Here is a 20184-nt window from a genome sequence, read left to right as displayed (position 1 = left end):
TGCGGGATGTGACGGTCCCAAGTGATGCGTCGGGAATCCGTCGGGTGCCGCACGTGTCAGCGGCGCTCGGGGGAAAGGGCCGCTTGTGACGGCCCAACAACCCTACGCCTGTTGCCTAGATCGTGCCGACGACGCTACAGCGTGGGCTGCACGAACTGTACAAAGACGAATCCTCCGGCAAGCACCACGGCGAGAACCGCGGCGATAAAGGTGATGATGCGGCCGGGGTTCACGCTGAGCTTCGACATGTCCCCAGCGTAACGGGCTACGCCGAACGGATCTCCCGCAGCAGCACGGCGGTCGCGAGGGCGGCCTCGGCGGCCTCGGCCCCCTTGTCTTCCTTCGAGCCGGGGAGCCCGGCGCGGTCGATACCCTGCTGCTCGTCCTCGAGGGTGAGCACGCCGAAGCCAACGGGTTTGCCGGTGACGATGGCGACCTGAGTCAGGCCCGAGGTCGCGGCATCCGACACGAACTCGAAGTGCGGCGTGCCGCCCCGGATGATGACGCCGAGCGCAACCACGGCGTCGGCGCCCGCGTCGAGCGCGGCCTTCGCCACGACCGGCAGTTCGAAGCTGCCGGGCACGCGCACCTCGGTGATCACGGCACCGGACGCGTCGAGCACACGGTGCGCACCCGCGAGCAGTCCCTCCGAGATCTCGGTGTGCCACTGGCCGGCCACGATGGTGACCTTGAGGCCGGTGCCGTCGACGGTGATTTCAGGTGCTCCTGCGCCGCTCATGCGACACTTCCTCTCTGGTTCGACAAGACTGCCTCGTCGAGGGTTTGGGTGTCGGGGAGAATGTGCCCCATGAGGTCGCGCTTGGCTTCGAGGTAACCCTCGTTGAAGGTTCCGACGCCGACGACGAGCGGCACCTGCTCGAGCACGGTGATGCCGCGGTCGCCCAGCTGCTTCAGCTTGTCGGGGTTGTTGGTGATGACCCGTACTTCGGAGATTCCGAGGTCGTCGAGGATGGCCACCGCGGCCCCGTAGTCGCGTCCATCGGCGGGGAAGCCGAGCTGGATGTTGGCCTCGAGGGTGTCGAGTCCGTCCTCCTGCAGGCGGTAGGCCTTCAGCTTGTTGATGAGTCCGATGCCGCGACCTTCGTGGCCGCGCATGTAGATGACGACTCCGCCCTCGGCCTCGATCTGCTCGAGCGCCGCGTCGAGCTGCGGGCCGCACTCGCACTTGAGCGAGCCGAGTACCTCGCCGGTCAGGCATTCCGAGTGCACGCGCACCAGGGTGCCGTTGGTCGGGTTGCCGTGGATGACGGCCAGGTGGTCGGCGCCGGTCATGCGATCCCGGTAGGCGCGGATGCGGAAGGTGCCGTGCTCGGTGGGCACGTTCGTCTCGACCTCGAAAATGACGCGCGAGGTCTCGGGGATCTCGACGGCGACGGGCACATCCGTGTCGCAGTGGGTCTCCTGCAGGAACTCGATGAGCTCCTCGATGGTGATGACCGGAACGTTCTCCCGCTCGCCGAGGGCGATCAGTCCGGGCAGGCGCATCATCTCGCCGTCGTCGCCGACGATCTCCGAGATCGCGCCGACGGGGATCAGCCCGGCGAGCTTGAGGAGGTCGATGGTCGCCTCGGTGTGTCCGGCGCGGGCGCGAACGCCACCCTCGACGGCGCGCAGGGGCATGATGTGCCCGGGGCGGTGCAGGTCGGTGGGCTCGGAGTCGATGTCGGCGAGCACGCGCAGGGTGTGAGCCCGGTCGCTTGCACTGATGCCGGTGGTGACTCCGGTTGCCGCGTCGACGCTCACCGTGTAGTTCGTGCCGCGAGCGTCTTCGTTGTTGAGCACCATCACGGGCAGCTCGAGGCGGTCGGCGATCTCGTGGGTCATCGGCGCGCAGATGAAGCCGGAGGTGTTGCGCACCATCCACGCCATCCACTCCTGGCTGGCGTACTGGGCGGCGATGATGACGTCGCCCTCGTTCTCGCGGCTCTCGTCGTCGACGACGATGATCGGCTTGCCCGCGCGCAGTGCGTCGAGGGCTGTGGGGACGGTGGCGAGACTCACAGGCTGCTCATTTCGTTCAAACGCGCCACGTGACGCGCGAGGATGTCGGTCTCGATGTTGACCGACCGGCCGACGTCGAGGCTGCCGAGGGTGGTGACTTCGAGGGTCTCGGGGATCAGTGAAACTTCGAACCAGTCACGGCCGACCGCACTCACGGTGAGCGAGACGCCGTCGACGGCGATGGATCCCTTGCGGGCCACGAGGGGCGCGAGTTCCGCGTTCAGCGAGAAGCGCAGCACGCGCCAGACGCTGCCGGGTTCGATCGAGAGCACCGTCGAGGTGCCGTCGATGTGGCCCTGCACGATGTGGCCGCCGAGGCGGTCGCCGACCTGGGCGGCGCGCTCGATGTTGACGCGCTGTTCGAGCGCGGCGGGGGATAGGGTGCTGGTCGCGATGGTCATCGCCATAACGTCGGCGGTGAACCAGTCGTCGCCCTGGTCCACGACGGTCAGGCAGACGCCGCCGACGGAGATCGAGTCCCCGTGTTTCGCGTCGGACACGGCGAGCGGTGCGCGCACGGTGATGCGCGCGGCATCCTCGCCCTGCTGCCAGTCGGTCACGAGGCCGAGCTCTTCGATGATTCCGGTGAACATGGTCATTCTCCAATGGGTCGAGCCACAACGAGGAGGTCTTCCCCGAGGCGCTCGACGGACGTGATGGTGAGCCGACCGAGGTCGGACATGGTGGCGACGCCGACATCGGTGGTCGCGGTCTTCGATCCGCCGATCACGACGGGCGCGAGGTAGACGAGATACTCGTCGACGAGACCGGCCGCGATGAACGCACTGGCCAGCGTGGGTCCGCCTTCGACAAAGATGCGCCGGATGTCCCGATCCCACAGTTCGGAGAGAATGCCGGCCAGGTCGCGGCTCCCGGTGACTATCACGCCGCGCGGGTCTCGCGAGAGCTTCGAGCCCTCGGGCAGGCCGCGTTCACCGATCACTACGGGGATGGGCTGGTGCTCCATCAACTCCCCGCCGTCACCGCGCGCGGTGAGAGAAGGATCGTCGGCGATGACGGTTCCGGTGCCCACAACGATGGCGTCCGCGCGGGATCTCTGCTCGTGCACCCGCTGGCGCGCGGCCGTACCGGTGATCCACTGGCTGGTGCCGTCGTCGGCCGCGGCACGACCGTCGAGGCTCGACGCCCACTTGACGGTGACGAAGGGGCGGCCGAGACGTGCGGCGGTGAGCCACGGGTGGATGAACTCGCTCACCTCATCGGCGAGCAGCCCGGCCTCGACGGAAACCCCCTGCGAGCGCAGGTAGGCGGCGCCACCGCTCGACGCGTCGCCCGGGTCGGACACGGAGTACAGCACGCGCGAGACCCCTGCCGCGTGGAGCGCGACGCTGCACGGACCCGTGCGACCGGTGTGGTTGCAGGGCTCGAGGGTGACGTAGGCGGTGAGGCCCGTGGCATCCGGGATCTTGGACAGGGCGTCGACCTCGGCGTGCGGGGTGCCGGCGCCGCGGTGCCAGCCCTCGGCGACGATCTCACCCGCGGCGTTCACGAGCACGCAGCCGACCTGCGGGTTCACGCCAAAAGCGGGACCGTGCGCAGCAAGAGACAGCGCGTGGCGCATGAGGCTCTCGGCGGTGGTCATCGGGTTCCTGGTCTTCTCGAAAGACGGAACTCCGGGCAAGGGTCGACGGTCGTCGAACCTTCCGGGCTCGATGTCGAGCCCGCGTGCTTCCTCTCATCCGGACTGAGAGACCTTGCGGTCTCATTACCGTCGGTGCTGGAATTCCACCAGCTCAACCGTTTCGAGTTCTCACTCGACGCGGGTCGCGGACTATAACCGCCGGTTCGGACTTTCACCGACCCCGGAGCACGTTCTTTTGCTTGTACGAGTGTATCCAACGCGATACCGGCGCGGATATTCCCCACGTAACAGTCAGCCTTGTGACTCCAACAGGGTCTGGGCGGTGCTGTCGTCGAGGAACAGGTCGGTGATGAGCCCGGCAGCGAGCGCCCCGCGCAGTCCCTCGACCTTGGAGAGCCCCGACACCACGCAGATGCGGCGGGGGGTGCGGCGCAGCACGGCGAAGTCGGGGCCGGTGGTGCGCTGGTTGAGGGCGATGTCGTTCACCGTGCCGTCGGCCCGGAAGAACACCGTCGCCACATCGCCGACGACATGGGATTCCGCGAGCAGGGCGTAGTCGTCATCGTCGAGGTAGCCACCCGCGTAGACATGGCTCGGCACCTCGGAGAAGGGTGTTCCCAGGCCGAAGAGCGCGACATCCATGCTGGCCTGCATTTCGAGGATGCGCCCGATGCTGCGCTCCTTCCAATAGGCGCGCTTCGTGTCGGGGTCGTCGAAGAACGCCGGCACGGGCAGTTGGTGCACGCGCGCGCTGAACGCCTCGCCGAATCGGCCGAGAATCTGGCTCGCATAGTCGACGCCGCTCGTACGCAGATTGCCTGCGCCGTTGAGCTGCACGATGTGCGAGTTGTGGGTGGGCTTCGGTGTCACGTAGCGGCTGACCGCGTTGAGGGTGGAGCCCCACGCGATGCCCATGGTCATGTTCGAGTCGAAGAACTCGCCAAGGGTGCGGGCAGCCGAGAGCGCGACCCGCTCGAGCCGGTCGAGATCGCTCGCCTGGCCGGCCACCGGAACCACGTGCGCCGTGATGCGGAACCTGTCGCTGAGCTCGCCTGCGATGCGGCTCGCGGCGTCGAGCGGCGAGCGGATCTGGATGTCGACGAGCCCGGTCGCCCGCGCATAGCTGAGCAGGCGCGAGACCGATGAACGGGAGGTGAAGAGTTCGCCCGCGATCGCCTCCATCGTCAGATCCTGGATGTAATAGAGATGCGCGGCCCGCAGTGCGACGGCGGTGCGCTCATCGCCGGGTGTCTCGAAATCCGGGACCATGGGGTCTCCTGCACGTTTGTTCATTTGGCCTGATCGGTGCGGCCAGGGGTGATAGGACTGTAACCAGAGAGCTTGCCCCCACGCAAGCACGCGACGAAAGCGAGCGCACCGTGCAGTACCCAGCCGTTGATTTCCCCGCCAGCCTGAGCGAGCGCCCGAAGGCGCAGGTGCTCATCATCGGAGCCGGTATCAACGGCATAGCCACGTTCCGCGATCTCGCGCTGCAGGGTGTGGATGTCACGATCATCGACCGCGGTGACTTCGTGTCCGGTGCCTCGTCCGCCTCCTCGCACATGATCCACGGCGGCATCCGTTACCTCGAGAACGGCGAGTTCCGCCTGGTGCGGGAATCCGTGCAGGAACGCAACGGGCTCCTCCGCCTCGCGCCCCACTACGTCAAGCCGCTGCAGACCACGGTTCCGATCTTCTCCACCTTCTCCGGCATCACGTCGGCGCCGTTGCGCTTCCTCACGCACAAGGCTGGCGCACCCAAGGAACGCGGCGCCCTGCTCATCAAGGTCGGACTCTCGCTCTACGATTCTTTCTCCCGCGACGGCGGATCGGTTCCCCGCCACGAGTTCCACGGAGCGAAGAAGTCCCTCGAGGCACTGCCCCGCCTCAACCCGGATCTCAAGTACACCGCCACCTACTACGACGCATCCATGATCGATCCCGAGCGTCTTGCGCTAGACGTGCTCTCCGACGGACTGCGCGCCGCGGCCACCTCGCGCGCAGCCAACTACGTCGAGGCGATCGGCATGGACGAGAACGGCGTGCGGCTGCGCGACCACCGCACCGGCAAGGAGTTCAACTTCGCGGCAGACGTCGTGGTGAACACCTCCGGACCGTGGACAGACCTCACCAACGACGCGCTCGGCGAGTCCACGGCGTTCATGGGTGGCACCAAGGGCTCGCACATCGTGCTCGACAGTCCCGAACTGCTGGCCGCGACCGGTGGACGCGAGATCTTCTTCGAGCACGACGACGGCCGCATCGTGCTGATCTACCCGCTCGGCGACCGCGTGCTCGTCGGTACCACCGACCTCGAGCACGACATGCGCGAGCCGATCCGCATCACCGAGGCCGAGGTCGAGTACTTCTTCGAACTCGTGCACCACGTCTTCCCCGACGTGAAGGTCGACGCCTCTGACATCGTGTTCCGCTTCTCCGGAGTGCGTCCGCTGCCCCGCCACGACGACGAGGCCCCCGGCTTCGTCTCCCGCGACTACCGCATCGAGCAGCGCCCGCTCATCGGTCGTGCCGGCACCCAGTTCAGCCTCGTCGGCGGCAAGTGGACGACGTTCCGCGCGCTCGCCGAACACCTCGGCGGCGAGGTGCTCGAGGCCCTCGGTATCGAACGCACCGTCTCCACGGTCGACCTGCCCATCGGCGGCGGTCGCGGCTTCCCGAAGACCGACGACGCCCGCCAGGTCTGGGTCGTCAGCCACGGCGACGAGGTCGGCACCGAGCGGGCTGCGCAGCTGCTCGCCCGCTACGGCACCCGTGCGACCGAGGTCATCGACTACCTGGTCGACCACGGCGATGCGCCGCTCGTCCACAACGTCGAGTACTCGACAACCGAGATCGACTACCTCGTGCGGTCCGAGGCCGTCGTGCACCTCATCGACCTGCTGCTGCGCCGCACCCACCTCGCCTTCCGCGGCGGCATAACGGCCGCTCTGCTGACCGAGCTGGCGGATGTCACGGCTGACGCCCTCCACTGGAGCGACGAGACCCGCGACGCGGAGATCACGGCGGCGGCAGCCGAACTGGCCGAGGTGCACGGGGTCGAGATCGCCGGGCTGGACGCCCGTCATGGGGCATCCACTCACAGGAATTAAACAACTTCGCACGAATGTGCGGAACATTGCCCCTCGCTCGGGGGGTAACTTTAGATAACGCCGTGAGGCAGCCGTGAGGCAGCCTCACTCGACATCTCAAATCGGAAGGTCAACGTGGACAATTTAGGTGTTGTATTCGTATCGGAGCTGGTGGGTACTGCCCTCCTCGTTCTTCTCGGCTGTGGTGTTGTCGCCAACGTCGCCCTCGCAAAGACGAAGGGCTTCAACGGTGGTTTCCTCCTGGTCAACATCGGTTGGGGCTTCGCAGTCTTCAGCGGTGTCATCGTGTCCTACAACTCGGGTGCCCACCTCAACCCGGCAGTGACCCTCGGTCTTGTCGCGTCGGGCGCTGAGGAGTTCGGCTCAGGGGTTCCCGTCAATATCACCTCGGTGCTGGTCTACATCCTCGCCCAGCTCGTCGGTGCCATGATCGGTGCCGCCTTCTGCTGGCTCGCCTACAAGCAGCACTTCGACGACGAGCCCGACCCGGCCAACAAGCTGGGCGTCTTCTCGACCGGACCCGCCATCCGCTCCTACGGCTGGAACCTCGTCACCGAGGTCATCGGAACCTTCGTTCTGGTCTTCGTCGTGATCGGTTTCGGTCGCGCAGGAGACGGCGGGGGCCTCGCGGCCCTCGGCGCGCTTCCCGTCGCGATCCTCGTTATCGCCATCGGCGCATCGCTTGGTGGACCCACCGGCTACGCCATCAACCCCGCCCGTGACCTCGGCCCGCGTATTGCTCACGCGCTGCTGCCGATCAAGGGCAAGGGTTCCTCGGACTGGTCCTACTCATGGATCCCGGTCGTCGGTCCCATCATCGGCGGACTTCTCGCCGGCTGGGCATCGATCCCGCTCCTGCCGCTCGTCGGCTGACCCGCGCCGAACCCGAAATCACAAAGGACTAAGCAATGGCTAACTACATCCTCGCAATCGACCAGGGCACCACGAGCAGCCGGGCGATCATCTTCGACAAGTCCGGATCGATCATCTCGACCGGCCAGCTGGAGCACGAGCAGATCTTCCCCAAAGCGGGCTGGGTCGAGCACAACCCGAAGGAGATCTGGGACAACACGCGTGAGGCCATCGGCCAGGCGCTGTCCAAGGCGAACCTGACGCGCCACGACATCGAAGCCGTGGGCATCACCAACCAGCGCGAGACCGCTGTTGTCTGGGACAAGACGACGGGCGAGGCGATCTACAACGCCATCGTCTGGCAGGACACCCGCACGCAGTCGATCGTCGACCGTCTCGCCGCCGACGGAGGTGTCGAGCGTTTCAAGCCCCAGGTCGGTCTGCCGCTCGCAACCTACTTCTCCGGCACCAAGATCGTCTGGATCCTCGAGAACGTCGAAGGCGCCCGCGCCAAGGCCGACTCGGGCGACCTGATCTTCGGCACCACCGACACCTGGGTTCTGTGGAACCTGACCGGTGGCGTGGAAGGTGGAGTGCACGTCACCGACGTCACCAACGCCAGCCGCACGATGTTCATGGACCTCGAGACGCTGCAGTGGGACGACGACATCCTCGCCGCCTTCGACGTTCCGAAGTCGATGCTTCCTGAGATCAAGTCCTCCTCCGAGGTCTACGGCGTCGCCAGCCCGCAGAGCCTGCTGCGCGACACCCCGATCGCCGGAATCCTGGGTGACCAGCAGGCCGCAACCTTCGGCCAGGCCGCGTTCGACCAGGGCGAGGCGAAGAACACCTACGGCACCGGTAACTTCCTGATCTTCAACACGGACACCGAGATCGTGCACTCGAAGAACGGACTGCTCACCACGCTCGGCTACAAGCTGGGTGACGCACCGGCGCACTACGCGCTCGAAGGTTCGATCGCCGTGACCGGGTCGCTGATCCAGTGGTTGCGTGACAACCTCGGGATCATCACCAACGCGTCGGAGACCGAAGCGCTCGCTACCTCGGTCGACGACAACGGTGGGGCGTACTTCGTTCCCGCGTTCTCCGGACTCTTCGCGCCGTACTGGCGTTCGGACGCCCGTGGCGCGCTCGTGGGCCTGACCCGCTACGTCAACAAGGCGCACATTGTCCGTGCCGCTCTCGAGGCGACGGCGTACCAGACCCGTGAGGTTCTGGATGCGGTCAACGCGGACTCGGGTGTTCCGCTGACGGAGCTCAAGGTCGACGGCGGCATGATCGCCAACAACTTCCTGATGCAGTTCCAGGCCGACATCCTCGGAGTTCCGGTGGTCCGCCCCGTGGTCGCGGAGACGACGGCACTCGGTGCCGCCTACGCCGCCGGCCTCGCGGTCGGCTTCTGGAGCGACCTCGACGACCTGCGCAAGAACTGGCAGGAGGACAGCCGCTGGACGCCGAACATGGACGACGCCGAGCGCGAGCGCCTGCTGCGCAACTGGAAGAAGGCCGTCACGAAGACGTTCGACTGGGTCGACGACGACGTGAACTAACAGCGTTCCCGGGACACTCCTCGGCGGCTTCGGCCGCCGGGGAGTTTTCCCGTTAAAGCGCGGCCGGCACCTCGGCCAGTGAGTGGATGACCCGCACTCCCGCCTCGTCGGCCGTCGCGAGCTGTGCGGCGCTCGCGCTGTGAGTACGGTCGAGCCAGATTCCGAGCATGCCCGCGTTCGCGGCACCGAGGGCATCCGTCTCGAACCGGTCGCCGATGTAGGCGGCAGCGTCGAGAGGAACCCCGAACTCGGCGGCGGCGTGGGCGAAAATGCGTGCATCCGGTTTCGTGATGCCGAGGGCACCGGATGCGATCACCTTCTCGAAGCGGTCCGCGATGCCGACCTGCACGAGCTTGCGCTGCTGGAAGTCCGGCTCGCCGTTGGTGATGATGCCCAGCCGATAGGCACCCAGGGCGTCGAGCAGGGGGAGGGTGTCGTCGTGCAGGTGCCACGCCTCGCGGTAGCGCTCGAAGTAGGTGTTGAACCAGAGACCCGGATCGGGGATCTCGAGTGAGTGTGCGAGACCGAAGTCCCGGGCGCGGGCGCTGCGCTGCCCCTCGAAGTCGAGCTCGCCGGCGAGGTAGCGGTGGTAGTGCAGCTCCTCGAGGCTGTGCCACTGGGCGACGATAGCCGCCTCGTCCGCCCCCTCGAAGCCGCCGATCGTGCCGAGGTGAGCCATGATCCCGCGGGCGACCGAGGCCCGGTGCGCGAACAGGGTGTCATCGAGGTCGAACAGCACCACGGCGATCGTCACAGCGGCCAGCCCGTCTTCGGGCTGGAGCTGTCGGCGGCACCGAGCTCGCCGTGCCAGGACGGCACCGGCTCACCATGACGCCCGGGTACGTGCGAGGGGTCCTCGCCGAGGAAGCGGAAGCCGGCAGCGCGGGCGACGGATGCCGAGGCGACATTGCCGAGCTGCGTCTCCCACAGCACACGCTGCCAGCCGCCCAGGTCGAGTGCCCAGCGTGAGACGGCGGTGACCGCGGCCTTCATGAGGCCGCGACCGCGGTGCGGTGCGCCCAGCCAGAAACCGAGGTCGGCGGCTTCCGGTCCACGATCGCGCAGGCAGATCGCACCCAGCAGCGGTCCGCCGTCTCCTTCGCGGATCGCCCAGGTCAGTTCACGACCGCTCGCCCAGCCATCGGGCACGATCCGGTCGACGAAGCGCTCGGCGTGAGCCCGCGTGTACGGCCAGGGTGTAGTCATGAACCGCTCGAACAGTGGCTCGGAGCAATAACCGGTGATCGCCTCGACGTCGTCGCGGGTCGGGGAGTCGAGCAGCAGCTCGCCCGCGCGCAGGGCGAACGGGATCACAGCGGCCAGCCGGGCGCGGGCTCGCGGGCGTCATCCCGAAGCAGGGTTGCGGTCCACGCGTCGAGGCGAGTGTCGCGGTGGGGGAGGCCGCCACGGGTCACCCCCTCGAACTGGAAGCCGTTGCGTTGCGCGACGATCGCGGACGCCGTGTTGCCCACTACGCACTGCCAGTGCAGGCGGGTGAGGGCGAGACCCTCGCGATCGAACGCGAAGTCGGCGACCGTGCGCAGGGCTTCGGTCATCATCCCCTTCCCGCGGTGTTCGGCGCCGAGCCAGAACCCGACCTCCGCGGAGCCGAGCGGCTCAAAGCGCAGCTCGATGACGCCGACGAGAGGGCGCGGGCCGGCCTGCGGCGCCGGACCCCCGGTGAGCCGGATGGCCCAGAGCGAGAATTTCGTCGAGGTCGCGGCATCCGTCGCATAGGTGCCGGTGAAGTGCTCGGCGTCGCTGCGTTTGTAGGGCGCGGGCACAGGCACGCAGGCCTGCAGCTCGGCGTCCTGGCAGTACTCGAAGACCCGGTCCGTGTCGGCGATCGTCACGGGGCCGAGCGCCAGACGGTCGGTGCGCAGCACGGTCTTCATCGTCGCGGGAGGAAGCCGATGCGGTCGTAGACGGTTGCGAGCGTCCTGTCGGCGATCTCGGCCGCGCGGTCCGCGTTGCCGGCGAGGATGCGGTCGAGTTCGGCGCGGTCGTCGAGCAGTTCGAGCGCGCGGTCGCGGATCGGGGTGAACGTCTCGACGACGACCTCGGCCAGGGCCTTCTTGAACGTGCCGTAGCCGCCGGTGCCGAACTCGGACTCGAGCGACGGGATGTCGCGCCCGGTGAGGCTCGAGAACATCGTGAGGAGGTTGGCGATGCCGGGCTTCTCGGCGGCGTCGTAGCGCACCGAGCCGTCGCTGTCGGTCGTGGCGCCCATGATCTTCTTGGCGCTCTTCGCCGGGTCCTCGAGCAACCAGACGACGCCCTTGTCCGTCGAGGCCGACTTGCTCATCTTGTTGCCGGGCTCCTGCAGGTCGAAGATCTTGGCGGTCTCCTTCTGGATCTGCGTCTCCGGCAGCACGAACGTCTCGCCGAAACGCGTGTTGAAGCGGTTCGCGAGGTCGCGGGTGAGCTCGATGTGCTGGCGCTGGTCCTCGCCGACCGGCACGACGTTCGTGTCGTAGAGCAGGATGTCGGCCGCCTGCAGCACGGGGTACGTGAACAGCCCAACGGTCGTCTTGTCAGCGCCCTGGCTGGCCGACTTGTCCTTGAACTGGATCATGCGTCCGGCCTCGCCGAAACCGGTGATCGTGTTGAGCACCCAGGCGAGTTGCGCGTGCGCCTGTACGTGCGACTGCACGAAGAGGATGCTCGCCTCCGGGTCGATGCCCGCGGCGATGTACTGGGCTGCCGTTCGTCTCGTCGCCTCCCGCAGTTTGGCCGGGTCCTGGGCGACGGTGATCGCGTGCAGGTCGACAACGCAGAACACCGCGTCGTGCGTCTGCTGCATCTCCTTCCACTGCAGGAGTGCGCCGATGTAGTTGCCGATCTGAAGGGAGTCGGCGGAGGGCTGCATTCCGGAGAAGAGACGGGGCTTGACGGTCATTGCTCCAGTTTGTCAGAGAACCGGATTTCGATACGGCCGCGGGCGGCCTACTCAATCAACGAGATAGTCGACGACGACGGGGGAGTGGTCGCTCCAGCGGGTGTCCCACGCGCTGGCCTTGTCGACGGTGTAGTGCTTGACGGTGGCCGCGAGGGCCGGCGTGGCCATGTGGTAGTCGATACGCCATCCCGAGTCGTTGTCGAAGGCCTGTCCGCGCTGGGACCACCAGGTGTACGGTCCGTCAACCTCGCCCGCCCACTGGCGTCCGACGTCGACCCAGCCGTGGCCGGGACCGGTGGAGCCGTCGACGCCGGTGACCGTCTCGCCCTCGGGTCCGAAGAACCGATCGAAGTAGGCGCGCTCGCGGGGGAGGAAGCCCGCGCTGGTGCGGTTGCCGCGCCAGTTCTTGATGTCGATCTCACGGTGGCCGACGTTGAGGTCACCGACGATCAGGGAGAGCGGGTTGTGCGCGGCGAGCTCGGGCAGGCGCTCGTTCATCGCGTCGAGGAACTTCCACTTCTCGTCCTGCTTGGGAGTGTCGACGACGCCGGAGTGCACGTAGGTGCTCACGACCGTGACGATCGAATTGCCGACCTCGTAGTCGGCTTCAAGCCAGCGGCCGGCGCTGTCGAAGTCGTCGGCACCGAGGGCTACCCGGTGGATGCTCGCTTTGTTCCGGCTGGCGAGGGCGACGCCGGCGCGGCCTTTCGCCGTGGCGCCATCGTGCAGGATGTCCCATTCCGGACCCAGCAGGTCTTCGAGGATCTCAGTGGTTGCCCGCACCTCTTGCAGCGCGAGGATATCGACGTTGCGCTCGGCCAGCCACTCGGCCATGCCCTTCTTGTATGCGGCGCGCACACCGTTGACGTTGACAGTTGCGATGCGGAGGGGTGTAGCCATGGGCTAAATCCTAACTTCGACCGCCGACGCTGTTGTGCGAGTCAGCGCCCTCGGCGGAAGACGCGCGACAGCCAACTGCGCGGTCCGGCCGTGACCTCGTTGAGCACCTGCTCGCGGATCCGCTCCTCTTCGGCGAACTGCGCGGCGAGGCGCTCCTCCTCGAGCCGGGGGTCGGCGACGATGCCACGGTCCTCCATGCCGACCGCGATCCAGGCGGCCGCGAGCAGGATCACCTGGCAGATGAAGTTGAACCAGATCAGGAGTCCGATGATCACGGCGAAGGAAGCCAGCAGGGGGTTGCTGGAGGCGCCGCCGAGCAGGGTGGATCCGAGGGCCTTGAGCACGCCGAGCGCTGTGGCGCCGATCAGGGAACCGCCGACGAGCCGGCGCCAGGGGATCGTAATCCCGGACACGAAGCGGTAGAACAACCCGAGCACAACGGTATCGAGCAGCAGGGTTGCGGCCAGGCCGACGCCACGAGCCGCGAGGATGCCGCCGAGCGAATCATGGCTGATCGAGAAGAGATCGAGCACCGTGCCGAGCGCCGCCGTGCTCAGCACGGAGAGCGCCGCCGACAACAGCAGGGCGGCACCGAACGCGACGGCGAGACCCAGGTCCTTGAGCTTCAGCAGGAAGATGTTCGCCTGCTGGGGGCCGATGCGGAACATGGCGCGCACGGCATCCCGACCAGAGGCGAGCCAGCCGAGCGCGGTGAGGAGGAGGCCGCCGAGGGCGATCGCGCCCGTCCAGCCCAGGATGCCCGCCTCGAGCAGGCGGTCCTTGCTGATCGCGCCCTCGCCGTCGCCCATGTCGATGAGCCCCGGAACCGCCGTCGAGATCACCGAGAAGATCGCGTCACGCAGCTCGGGATTCGACTGGATCACAAAGCCGGCAACGGAGAACGACACCCAGATGGCGGCGAACGTCGCGAAGATCGCTTGGTAGGAAAGACCGCCGGCGAGGAGCGGACCCCTCTGCTCCGCGTAGCGCATAAAAACGCGAACCGGGCGCAGCTTCTGCACGCGGGCGGTGAGAGCGGCCAGGCGGGCACCGACGGTGACGGGAGGCGTGGCATCCTCGCTCAGAGAAGGCTTGGTGTCGGTGGGCACCGTCCAAGGATACGAGTCGCCGCCGGTAGGCTGACCGGAGGCAACTTCGACGGAGAGGACTATCCATGGATTTGCACGGTGTTGGTGTTGGGCGCGGAGTTGCCGTAGGCCCGATTCTTCGGATGCCCGACGCGCTCCCCGAACCAGAGAAGACCTCCCACGCGGGTGACGCGGCGGCGGAGTTCGCCACAGTGACCGCATCGCTCGGCGCAGTCGCCGGCGACCTGCTCGCACGCGGCGAGAAGGCGGGCGGCGAGGCGCAGGGCGTGCTCGAGGCCGCCGCCATGATGGCGCAGGACCCGATGCTGGCGGATGACGTGAAGGCACGCATCGAGACAGGCACCTCCGGCGAGCGTGCCGTGTTCGAGGCGTTCGCGCAGTTCCAGGAGATGCTCATCGGCATGGGTGGCTACATGGCCGAACGCGCAACCGACCTCGGCGATGTATCGCAGCGCATCATCGCGCACCTCCGCGGCGTCGCGGCCCCCGGAGTTCCGACCAGCGACGAGCCGTTCATCCTCGTCGCCCCCGACCTCGCACCCGCCGACACGGCCCTGCTCGACCTCAGCAAGGTGCTCGGTCTCATCACCCGCGACGGTGGGCCGACGAGCCACACCGCGATCCTCGCCCGCTCGAAGTCGATCCCGGCGCTCGTCAGCGTCGCCGGCGCCCTCGATCTGGCCGACGGCACTGTCGTCATTGCGGATGCCGCGTCCGGCACGGTTCACGTCGACCCCTCGGCTGACGCCATCGCCGACGCGCAGGCTCGTATCGCCGAGCGTGCGGCCGCCGCCACGGCACCGATCACGGACGGCGCGCTCGCGGACGGCACCAAGATCCCCCTGCTCGCCAACCTCGGCTCCCCGAAGGATGCCGCCGAAGCGGTTGCGCTCGGCGCCGAGGGTGTGGGCCTGTTCCGCACCGAGTTCCTCTTCCTCGACTCCAAGACAGCTCCGACCGTCGAGGACCAGCAGAAGCAGTACACCGAACTGCTCAGCCACTTCCCGGGCAAGAAGGTTGTGGTGCGCGCCCTCGACGCGGGTGCCGACAAACCCCTCAGCTTCCTCAATGACGCGCACGAGGAGAACCCGGCGCTCGGCCTGCGAGGCCTGCGCGCACTCCGCGCCAAGGATGAGATCCTGCGCGACCAGCTCACCGCTCTCGTGAACTCGCAGAACGAGACGGAGGCCGACCTCTGGGTCATGGCACCGATGGTCTCCGACTCCGACGAGACCGACTTCTTCGTGAAGCTCGGCAAGGAGCTCGGACTCACCACCGTCGGTGTGATGGCCGAAGTGCCCTCGCTCGCCGTCATGGCCGACCAGGTCGCCGAGCTCAGCGACTTCGTGAGCATCGGAACCAACGACCTCACCCAGTACACGCTCGCCGCGGACCGCATGCTGTCGACCGTCGCCTCGTACCAGGACCCGTGGCATCCCGCGGTGCTGCGCCTCGTCAAGTTGCTCGGCGACGCGGGTGCGGCCACCGGCAAGCCGGTCGGCATCTGCGGTGAAGCCGCAGCCGACCCGCAGCTCGCAGTTGTTCTCGTCGGTCTCGGTGCAACGACCCTGTCGATGACGCCGGCCGCGCTCGCCGACGTGCGCGCGGAACTGCTCGGGGTCACCCTCGAGCAGGCTCGCGCCAAGGCGGTGGCGGCTCTCGCCGCGCACTCCGCGGCCGGTGCGCGCGAGGCAGCAGCTCAGGCGTAGCGCCACCACCGGCAAAAACGGGGGCCTATCCCCGCAAAGTCCCCGATGCTATCGTCGGCAGCGGGGGCTCGCGACTGAGCGCACCGGAGATCGCGGGGGCGGTGTTTTTGTGGGGGATACGCTGACGGTGCGCCGAACGTGGGCGCTCGGGGTGTCCGCGGTGCTGACCGCCGTTCTGCTGCTCACCGGCATCACGCCCGCCGCGTCTGCGGACACCGTCTCGCTGACCGTGACGGTGCTCACTCCCGCGAAGGTGCCCGTCTCTACGGCCAAGGTCACGGCGATCCCGCTCGATGACGCGAACTACGGCGATACCCAGCCCGAAATTGTTGGGTTATTCACATCGGCGGGCCGGTACGTCTTCGGCAACACCCTCGACGGCAGCGTGCCGTACGCCATCCGAGTCGACACCAACAAGAATGTGTCGAACTCCAACTTCACGCAGTATTGGGGCGGCGGTTCCGACCTCGCCGGGGCGAAACCATGGACCAGTGCTGAAGGCCTGGCTCTTGAGGTGAAACTCCTCGGCGGCACCTACAGCGGCAAGGTGCTGACCTCGAAGGGGGGCGGTCTACCTAACGTCGACGTACATCTTTTCAAGTGGGACGGAGTGCGCTGGTCCCTCGTCAAGACCGTCGTATCGGCGGCGAAGACCGGCGTCTACTCTTTCCCGTACCTGGAGCCGGGCAGCTACACCACGGAATTCGACACGAGTCGTGTGCAGAGGTCGTACATCAGCGTCTTCGCGGGCGGTGCGGCCGTATACGGCACGGAGACCGTGCCGCAATCCATCGGCACCGGTCGCGTGTCCTATGTGAATTTCGGCACGCCTGCCGTGGTGAACCAGAAACTCGCGATCGGCGGCACGTTGAGCGGTCAGCTGATTTCCGGCACTGCGACCAATAAGGTGCCCGTCGACCTCGTGCCCGTGGCGATTCGCGGCACGGCCCCCAACCAGACAGGCTCGGCGCTGCCTCGTCAGCCCCTGAAGGTGTCTACGCCGGCGGCGTTCACCCTGACCGGGCTCCCGACGGGTTTTTACAGCCTCAGTGCCGCATCGGGCTCCGTGTCAGGTAGTTACATCGATCCCGGCACACCCTCGAGCCAGAAGGTCTACTTCGTCAAGGCGGGTGCGGTGACGAAGGCGGGGATCGTCGACGTCGCTGCGACTGGTCCCGCGGGGCTGCTGCAGGGCAGTTTCTCCTCCGATGCGGTCACGGGCGGCACCATCGACATCGCACGCGCGGATGATGTCGCCGTGAGTTCGACATCGATCCTGATCTCATCGAACGGAACCTTCGAGCGCCAGCTGCGACCCGGTCTCTATACCTACGAGGCCCGCCCCGTCGGCGCGACCCCTCTCAAAGCGGTCTACGGCTCCGTCACCGTCGGGTTCGGCGGCGCGGTCGAGCTGCTGCTGCCGGCCGAGGAGGAGGCGCCGATGGCCTTCGATCCGCCGCCGAGCGTGGCGCCGTCAGGCGGCACCGTCGGCACGACCTTCACCGCGAGCGCGACCAGCAACCACCCGACCACGAGTGTCGTGACATACCAGTGGCTGCGCGACGGCATCCCGATCTTCGGTGCTCGTAGCGCCGGTTACACGGCTGGTGGCGGCGACGAGGACAGGCAGCTTAAAGTACGCATCGGGATTACGGATCTCGAAAGCAACGATCACGTCAGCACAACCCTGACCGTGGCGACCGTCGCCGCCGGAGAGCCACTGAGCGTCGACACCCCGCCGTCGATCATCGCGCCCGCCACCGTGAAGGTAGGCACCGTGCTGCGGGCGAACCCGGGAACATGGAGCGAGACCCCGGTGACGCTCAGCTACCAGTGGATGCTCAACGGCGGCATCATCCCCGGCGCGACGAAGCCCACGTTCAGCCCGGTTGCGGCGCAGGGCGGACAGGACATCGGCCTCAGCGTCACCGCGACCCGCGCCGGGTATCCGTCGGCAACGTACACCCCGGCGTACACCGGGAACTTCTATGTCTCGGTCGCACCGCTCCCGGCGCCGGCGCTCAAGACCGCTCCGGTGATCACGGTCACCACGAAGGGGCTAGCGGGTAAGGTCCGATACACGGCCAGCCCCGGCACGTGGTCGCCGACACCGCTGTACGTGACGTACGACTGGTACCTCGATGGGGACCTGCAGGATTCGAGTCCCAGCCGAACTCTGACCCTCGACCCGGTTTTCGACGACATGACGGCCGTGCTCACAGTGGACGTCCGGGCGGCCCGTGTCGGCGGCCTTTCGGGATCGACGCTCCTGGTCGCGCGAAAGAGCTCGCTGCCGCCGATAGCTGATGCGCTTCCTGCCGTCGTGCGAACCCTCGGCGAGGATCCGCTCGCAGCGGACGCGCCGGTGCGGTCGGGCGAGTCACTGATCGTTGCTCCCGGTTACTGGATCTACGCCGACCCCCGGTACGTTCGCGAGGTCGGCCGACTGACCCACACCTACGCCTGGTACCGAGGCACTGCGCCGCGGGTGAAGATCGCCGGTGCCACAAAGTCCACCTATCGGGTCACGGATGCCGATAACGGCCTGCCGATCTCGGTGACCGTCGTGACCTCCTCACCGGGAATGGTTCCCGCGGCGACGATCCTTCCCGCCGGGGTTGGATACCTCGATGACAGCCTGGGCGAGGTCGACGCCACCGTGACATTCGACGCTCCCGCCTTCCCTCTCGCCCCGGTCACGGCGACAGTCTCCCCGTCGTTCAGCGCATTCGCGCCGGTCACGACCGGCTACCAGTGGATGACCTGCAGGCCGACGTCCTCTGAGTGCGGAACCGCCTCCGACTTCACGCCCATCGCGAAAGCAACCGGACGCACGTACACACCCCCGGTAGCACTGGCGGACAGCAGGCTCGGTGTGCGGGTGAGCGTCGGCAAGGTGGGCTTCCGTGCTGTGTCGTTCTTCGCGTCTGAAGCCGTGGGCGCTGCCGGGACCATCACTGCGGGCCTTCCCGGGCTGACCCGTTCGCCGATCGTCGGCGCTGCGGTCGGCGCGGTCGCGGGAAGCAAGAACATCACGGGAACAACGAGCACCTTCCTCTGGCAGACAAGCTCCGACGGAGCCACGTGGGTGACTGCCGGAAGTGGTGCGACCCTCGTGCCCGATGCCGCACTCTTCGGCGCTCGGTTGCGTGTCATCGAGACAGTGAAGAAAGCCGGTTACGGGACTCTCGAACTCGAGAGCGCGCCGGTCGAGATCGGCGCCGGAGGCGAGTTCGCGACATCCGCACCGAAGATCACCACGGTGGGCCTCACGTCGACCATTGTCGGTCCGACATTCGCGCCCGCCGGGGCGCCAAGCTACCAGTGGTTCGTGGGCGGGGAACCCGCGGGCAACGGGCCCAGTTACGAGCGCGTCGAAGCGGACGCCGCGAAGCCCCTCACAGTGACGATCAGCTTCGAGAGCGGTCAAGCGGCATACGCGGCGGACACTTTCGTGCAGACGCTGGTGGCCGTGCGCGGAGTGCGACCGGTGCAGCCGGCACCAGCAATCATCGGATCGCGCCTCGGCGAAGTGCTGGGCGCGCCGGTGATTGACTACCCCAGCACCGCGATGAACGAGAAGATCACTTACCAGTGGTACCTCGCCGGCACGGCGATCAAGGGCGCGACCAGACCCACCTTCACGCCGTCCACCTCGAACGTGGGCAAGAAGCTCACGGTCCGTGTTGTCTCGACGTCGCTGAATTACGCCACGGTCTCCGTGCTGAGCCGTCCACTCACGCTGCTCGCCGGCGTCAACCCGACCGGCGCGCCAACGGTCGACGTCACCGGGGGAGTGCTCAAGCCGGGTGTGGTAGTCACGGCCACCACGTCATCCTTCACGCTCGCCGGGCAGACGTTCGCCTACCAGTGGCAGGTCAACACCGGCGCAGGGTGGGCCAGCATCGCCAAGGCGACCGCAAAGACGTACAGGGTGCTGCCGACCCAGGTCGGAGCGAGCATCCGGGTCATTGTCACGGGGAAGCGCGCCGGCTACGCGAGCCTGACGGGCGCCTCCGTGGCGGGAGTCGTCCTCACCTCGGGCGAGCTGCCGCTGCTCACCGCGCCCGCCCTCGTCGGCACCGGTATCGCCGGATCGGCGCTGAGCGTGAGCGCCCCCACCTTCGGCGCGAGCGGCGTGATCCTCAGCTATCGGTGGCTGCGCAATGGCGTGGTCATGCCGGGTGCTGCGGGAGCGAGCTTCGTGACATCCATTGGCCAGATAAAGGACTCGATCACCGTGGAGGTCACGGCGAAAGCGCCGGGCTATCTCACCTGGGTGTCGCTGCTCGACGCCCGCGTCATCACCGGCTGAGAGCGCCCCCAAACGGGGGTGATCGGAGCGTTCAGCAAAACTGCTATCTTTTCGAGGAGTACTCGCCTGTTGCGCGTACGCGAACCGCGATGCA

At 67.3% G+C, this 20184-nt stretch carries 16 protein-coding genes and 1 riboswitch; of the genes, 5 read left to right on the top strand and 11 right to left on the bottom strand.

All coding sequences use genetic code 11. The features are described 5' to 3' along the window. Positions 1-265: 265 nt before the first annotated feature. The 5 genes from ribH to EYE40_RS14345 form a co-directional block, all read right to left on the bottom strand. A complete protein-coding gene (gene ribH / locus EYE40_RS14365; RefSeq protein ID WP_130982963.1) occupies positions 266-739 on the bottom strand; it encodes a 6,7-dimethyl-8-ribityllumazine synthase in 474 nt (157 codons plus the stop codon). Continuing rightward, a complete protein-coding gene (gene ribB, locus EYE40_RS14360) occupies positions 736-2022 on the bottom strand; it encodes a 3,4-dihydroxy-2-butanone-4-phosphate synthase (protein WP_130982962.1) in 1287 nt (428 codons plus the stop codon). Before ribB ends, ribH begins: the two co-directional genes overlap by 4 nt. Next, positions 2019-2615 (bottom strand): riboflavin synthase, encoded by a 597-nt coding sequence (locus tag EYE40_RS14355; protein ID WP_130983142.1) that lies wholly within the window; start codon positions 2613-2615, stop codon positions 2019-2021. Before EYE40_RS14355 ends, ribB begins: the two co-directional genes overlap by 4 nt. A 2-nt stretch (positions 2616-2617) precedes the next feature. Next, positions 2618-3625, bottom strand: coding sequence for a bifunctional diaminohydroxyphosphoribosylaminopyrimidine deaminase/5-amino-6-(5-phosphoribosylamino)uracil reductase RibD (gene ribD, locus EYE40_RS14350; RefSeq protein ID WP_130982961.1), 1008 nt, complete (start codon positions 3623-3625; stop codon positions 2618-2620). An 80-nt stretch (positions 3626-3705) separates the two neighbouring features. After that, positions 3706-3857, bottom strand: a riboswitch (FMN riboswitch). A 59-nt stretch (positions 3858-3916) separates the two neighbouring features. Continuing rightward, positions 3917-4894, bottom strand: a complete 978-nt coding sequence (locus EYE40_RS14345) for a sugar-binding transcriptional regulator (RefSeq protein ID WP_130982960.1) — start codon at positions 4892-4894, stop codon at positions 3917-3919. 110 nt (positions 4895-5004) lie between these two features. On the opposite strand from EYE40_RS14345, the gene EYE40_RS14340 reads away from it, so the two are divergent. The 3 genes from EYE40_RS14340 to glpK all read left to right on the top strand — a co-directional run bounded on the left by EYE40_RS14340 (position 5005) and on the right by glpK (position 9158). Then, positions 5005-6735, top strand: a complete 1731-nt coding sequence (locus EYE40_RS14340) for a glycerol-3-phosphate dehydrogenase/oxidase (protein WP_130982959.1) — start codon at positions 5005-5007, stop codon at positions 6733-6735. Positions 6736-6849: 114 nt separating this feature from the next. After that, a complete protein-coding gene (locus tag EYE40_RS14335) occupies positions 6850-7608 on the top strand; it encodes an MIP/aquaporin family protein (protein ID WP_130982958.1) in 759 nt (252 codons plus the stop codon). Positions 7609-7643: 35 nt separating this feature from the next. Then, on the top strand, positions 7644-9158 hold the full coding sequence (gene glpK, locus EYE40_RS14330) for a glycerol kinase GlpK (RefSeq protein WP_130982957.1): 1515 nt from the start codon (positions 7644-7646) through the stop codon (positions 9156-9158). 52 nt (positions 9159-9210) lie between these two features. Here the strand turns inward: glpK and EYE40_RS14325 are convergent, their stop codons facing one another. From EYE40_RS14325 to EYE40_RS14300, 6 genes are read right to left on the bottom strand one after another with little or no spacing between them, the layout of a single operon-like run. Further along, positions 9211-9912, bottom strand: a complete 702-nt coding sequence (locus EYE40_RS14325; protein WP_130982956.1) for an HAD family hydrolase — start codon at positions 9910-9912, stop codon at positions 9211-9213. Continuing rightward, positions 9909-10472 (bottom strand): GNAT family N-acetyltransferase, encoded by a 564-nt coding sequence (locus tag EYE40_RS14320; protein ID WP_161972409.1) that lies wholly within the window; start codon positions 10470-10472, stop codon positions 9909-9911. The genes EYE40_RS14325 and EYE40_RS14320 overlap by 4 nt, the downstream gene beginning before the upstream one ends. Beyond that, positions 10469-11053 (bottom strand): GNAT family N-acetyltransferase, encoded by a 585-nt coding sequence (locus tag EYE40_RS14315; protein ID WP_130982954.1) that lies wholly within the window; start codon positions 11051-11053, stop codon positions 10469-10471. The genes EYE40_RS14320 and EYE40_RS14315 overlap by 4 nt, the downstream gene beginning before the upstream one ends. Continuing rightward, entirely contained in the window at positions 11050-12057 is a 1008-nt protein-coding gene (gene trpS / locus EYE40_RS14310; protein WP_130982953.1) for a tryptophan--tRNA ligase, read from the bottom strand. Before trpS ends, EYE40_RS14315 begins: the two co-directional genes overlap by 4 nt. Before the next feature lie 51 nt (positions 12058-12108). Beyond that, positions 12109-12957: an exodeoxyribonuclease III gene (locus EYE40_RS14305; protein WP_130982952.1), complete on the bottom strand. Its 849-nt coding sequence runs from the start codon at positions 12955-12957 to the stop codon at positions 12109-12111. A 41-nt stretch (positions 12958-12998) separates the two neighbouring features. Next, on the bottom strand, positions 12999-14066 hold the full coding sequence (locus EYE40_RS14300) for a YihY/virulence factor BrkB family protein (protein ID WP_240034860.1): 1068 nt from the start codon (positions 14064-14066) through the stop codon (positions 12999-13001). 65 nt (positions 14067-14131) lie between these two features. Between EYE40_RS14300 and ptsP the strand changes: the two genes are divergently transcribed. Together ptsP and EYE40_RS14290 are read left to right on the top strand one after the other, a co-directional pair. Further along, on the top strand, positions 14132-15775 hold the full coding sequence (gene ptsP / locus EYE40_RS14295; RefSeq protein WP_130982951.1) for a phosphoenolpyruvate--protein phosphotransferase: 1644 nt from the start codon (positions 14132-14134) through the stop codon (positions 15773-15775). 109 nt (positions 15776-15884) lie between these two features. Beyond that, on the top strand, positions 15885-20090 hold the full coding sequence (locus EYE40_RS14290; protein ID WP_130982950.1) for a hypothetical protein: 4206 nt from the start codon (positions 15885-15887) through the stop codon (positions 20088-20090). The last annotated feature ends 94 nt before the right edge of the window (positions 20091-20184 follow it).

Source organism: Glaciihabitans arcticus (assembly GCF_004310685.1).
Taxonomy (GTDB): Bacteria; Actinomycetota; Actinomycetes; order Actinomycetales; family Microbacteriaceae; genus Conyzicola; species Conyzicola arctica.
Note: the sequence above shows the minus strand (reverse complement) of the source record. Positions and strands in the feature narration are given on the sequence as shown.

What these genes read in the sequence shown, in the direction of transcription:
- ribH (WP_130982963.1), bottom strand. Translation starts at nt 739, where the DNA reads ATGAGCGGCGCAGGAGCACCTGAAATCACCGTCGACGGCACCGGCCTC.
- EYE40_RS14355 (WP_130983142.1), bottom strand. Translation starts at nt 2,615, where the DNA reads ATGTTCACCGGAATCATCGAAGAGCTCGGCCTCGTGACCGACTGGCAG.
- ribD (WP_130982961.1), bottom strand. Translation starts at nt 3,625, where the DNA reads ATGACCACCGCCGAGAGCCTCATGCGCCACGCGCTGTCTCTTGCTGCG.
- EYE40_RS14345 (WP_130982960.1), bottom strand. Translation starts at nt 4,894, where the DNA reads ATGGTCCCGGATTTCGAGACACCCGGCGATGAGCGCACCGCCGTCGCA.
- glpK (WP_130982957.1), top strand. Translation starts at nt 7,644, where the DNA reads ATGGCTAACTACATCCTCGCAATCGACCAGGGCACCACGAGCAGCCGG.
- EYE40_RS14315 (WP_130982954.1), bottom strand. Translation starts at nt 11,053, where the DNA reads ATGAAGACCGTGCTGCGCACCGACCGTCTGGCGCTCGGCCCCGTGACG.
- trpS (WP_130982953.1), bottom strand. Translation starts at nt 12,057, where the DNA reads ATGACCGTCAAGCCCCGTCTCTTCTCCGGAATGCAGCCCTCCGCCGAC.
- EYE40_RS14305 (WP_130982952.1), bottom strand. Translation starts at nt 12,957, where the DNA reads ATGGCTACACCCCTCCGCATCGCAACTGTCAACGTCAACGGTGTGCGC.
- ptsP (WP_130982951.1), top strand. Translation starts at nt 14,132, where the DNA reads ATGGATTTGCACGGTGTTGGTGTTGGGCGCGGAGTTGCCGTAGGCCCG.